The organism is Fretibacterium fastidiosum (assembly GCF_000210715.1).
Taxonomy (GTDB): domain Bacteria; phylum Synergistota; class Synergistia; order Synergistales; family Aminobacteriaceae; genus Fretibacterium; species Fretibacterium fastidiosum.
The window spans coordinates 1,071,277-1,073,825 of sequence record NC_021038.1 but is presented as its reverse complement, the minus strand read 5'-3'; the positions used below and the strand labels follow the sequence as shown (position 1 = coordinate 1,073,825).

Genomic DNA, 2,549 nt, shown 5'->3' with positions numbered 1-2,549 from the left:
GTCCGGCACAAGGCGCTGGACCTCATCGGCGACCTGGCGGCGCTGGGGCGTCCGCTCTGTGCCCACCTGGTGGCTGTGAAGGCGGGGCATGAGCTGCACCTGCAGATGGCGGAGCGCCTTCGGGCGCTGGTGAAGAGACAGGCGTGATCCCCCGTGGGATGGGCCCTGCGAGGAGGTATGGGGTTTTGGACATCATTGAGATCATGAACACGCTGCGGCACCGCTATCCCTTTCTGATGGTGGACCGCATCACGGAGTACGACGAGTCGCACGTCACGGGCTACAAGAACGTCACGATCAACGAGCCCTTCTTTCAGGGCCACTTCCCCGGGGACCCGACGATGCCCGGCGTGCTGATCCTGGAGGCCATGGGGCAGGTGGCCTCCGTGCTGGTGGCCGTCCGGCTGGGGAAGGAACAGACGGGGAAGATCGCCTTCCTCGCCGGGGTGGACAAGGCACGCTTCCGCAAGCCCGTGCGACCGGGGGACCGGCTGGTCACGAAGGCGGAGTTGACGCGGCTCAGGGGCGTTGCCGGCAGGGCGAAGGTCACGGGCTACGTGGACGACGAGGTGGTGGCGGAGGGCGAGTTCATCTTCATGGTGGGGTCGACCCTGAACAGGCGCGAGGAGGGTGAGAAGTGAGCGTCGACGTCCATCCCTCGGCCATCGTCGCGCGGGGGGCGGAACTGGGGGATGGCGTCCGCGTCGGCCCGTACTGCTGCATCGACTCCCGCGTCGTCATCGGGGAGGGGACGGTGCTGAACGCCTTCGTCACGGTCCACGACGGCGTGACCGTCGGCCGAAACTGCCACGTCTACGAGTACACCGCCCTGGGCGGCGATCCCCAGGACCACAGCTACAGGGGAGAGGCGTCCCGGGTGCGCATCGGCGACGACAACGTCATCCGCGAGAACGTCACCGTCAACCGGGCGACGGGCGAGGACAACGAGACGGTGGTGGGGAACGGGTGCCTCATCATGGAGGGCGTCCACCTGGCGCACAACGTCCACGTCGGAAACGCCGTCACCATCGCCAACAAGGTTGGGCTCTCCGGCTTCGTCCAGGTGGGGGACCACACGGTGTTCGGCGGCATGGCCGGCGCCCATCAATTCGTCCGCATCGGCTGCTACTGCATGGTGGGGGGGCTCTACCGCGTGGCGAAGGACATCCCCCCCTACACGCTGGCGGCGGGCGAGCCCCTGCGCATCGAGGGGCTGAACTCGGTGGGGCTGAAGCGGGCCGGGTTCTCCGCCGAGACGCGGAAGGCCATCCGGGCCTTCTATCGAGAGCTTTACCGCAGGGACTGCCGCTTCACGGATTCCCTGGAGGAGTTGAGGAGAAGGCGGGACGCCTTCATCCCGGAGGTCCAAAACGTCATCGACTTCTACGAGGGGAGCCGCCGTGGCGTCACGTTCTGGGGACACGGCTCGGAGTCGGACTGAGCCGTCGTGCGCAGGACGCGCTCTCCTGAAGCCTCAGGTGGGTGCCAGGGCATGGATTTTGGATAGAGTTCCCAATGAGGAGGTTTTTGCAACCATGGAAAAGGTCACTGAGGCCGCGCGCAAACCGGTGAATCTTCCAGCCCTCATCAGCGATTACTACACCCTGGAGCCGGACCCGGAGGCCCGGTCCCAGCAGGTGGCGTTCGGCACGTCGGGCCATCGCGGCTCCTCCAGGCTTCGCAGCTTCAACGAGGCCCACATCCTGGCCATCGCCCGGGCCGTGGCCGAGCACCGCAGGGAGGCGGGCATCCTGGGGCCGCTCTACATCGGGGCGGACACCCATGCCCTGTCGGAGCCCGCGCTGCGCACCTGCGTGGAGGTCCTGGCGGCGAACGGCGTGGACGTCGTGCTGCAGGAGGGGTTTGCCCCGACGCCGACGCCCGTCATCTCGCGCGCCATCCTGGCGCACAACCGCGAGGTTGGGGCAGCCGTGGCGGACGGCCTGGTGATCACGCCGTCCCACAACCCTCCGGAGGACGGCGGCATCAAGTACGACCCGCCGAGCGGGGGCCCCGCGTCCCCGGAGATCACGTCGCGGATCCAGCGGCGCGCCAACGAGTTGATCCGCGGGGGAGTTCGCTCCATCGAGAGGGTCCCCTTCGAGCGCGCGGTGAAGCTGGGACGACGCACTTCGAGGACTACGTCATGCCCTACGTTCGGGCCCTGGCCTCCGTCCTGGACATGGAGGCCATCGCACGCTCCGGCCTGCACGTCGGCGTGGACCCCCTCGGCGGGGCGGGGATCGAGTACTGGGACCCCATCGTCGAGGTCTACGGCATCGAGAACCTGGAGGTCGTCAACCGGACGATCGACCCCACCTTTTCCTTCATGCCCCTGGACCACGACGGCAAGGTGCGCATGGACTGTTCCTCGCCCTGTGCGATGGCGAACCTGCTGAAGATGAAGGACCGATTCGACGTGGCCTTCGGCAACGACACGGACTACGACCGACACGGCATCGTGACGCCCGCGGGGCTGATGAACCCCAACGCCTACCTGGCCGTGGCGGTGCGCCACCTGTTTGGGACGCGCAAGGGCTGGCGGGCGG

General features: G+C 67.6%; 3 protein-coding genes and 2 pseudogenes. All 5 read left to right on the top strand.

What is annotated here, in order from left to right:
* A partial coding sequence (locus SY1_RS04885; protein WP_208873984.1) for a UDP-3-O-acyl-N-acetylglucosamine deacetylase occupies nucleotides 1-147 on the top strand: 147 nt, incomplete at its 5' end.
* Between the two features lie 38 nt (nucleotides 148-185).
* Nucleotides 186-641: a 3-hydroxyacyl-ACP dehydratase FabZ gene (fabZ, locus tag SY1_RS04880; protein ID WP_243440584.1), complete on the top strand. Its 456-nt coding sequence runs from the start codon at nucleotides 186-188 to the stop codon at nucleotides 639-641.
* Nucleotides 638-1,441 (top strand): acyl-ACP--UDP-N-acetylglucosamine O-acyltransferase, encoded by an 804-nt coding sequence (lpxA, locus tag SY1_RS04875; protein WP_208872891.1) that lies wholly within the window; start codon nucleotides 638-640, stop codon nucleotides 1,439-1,441. Before fabZ ends, lpxA begins: the two co-directional genes overlap by 4 nt.
* 259 nt (nucleotides 1,442-1,700) lie before the next feature.
* Nucleotides 1,701-2,000 (top strand): annotated as a pseudogene (locus SY1_RS12335) (phosphoglucomutase, alpha-D-glucose phosphate-specific); the annotation flags it as partial.
* Between the two features lie 146 nt (nucleotides 2,001-2,146).
* Nucleotides 2,147-2,549: pseudogene (locus tag SY1_RS04865) on the top strand (phosphoglucomutase, alpha-D-glucose phosphate-specific); the annotation flags it as partial.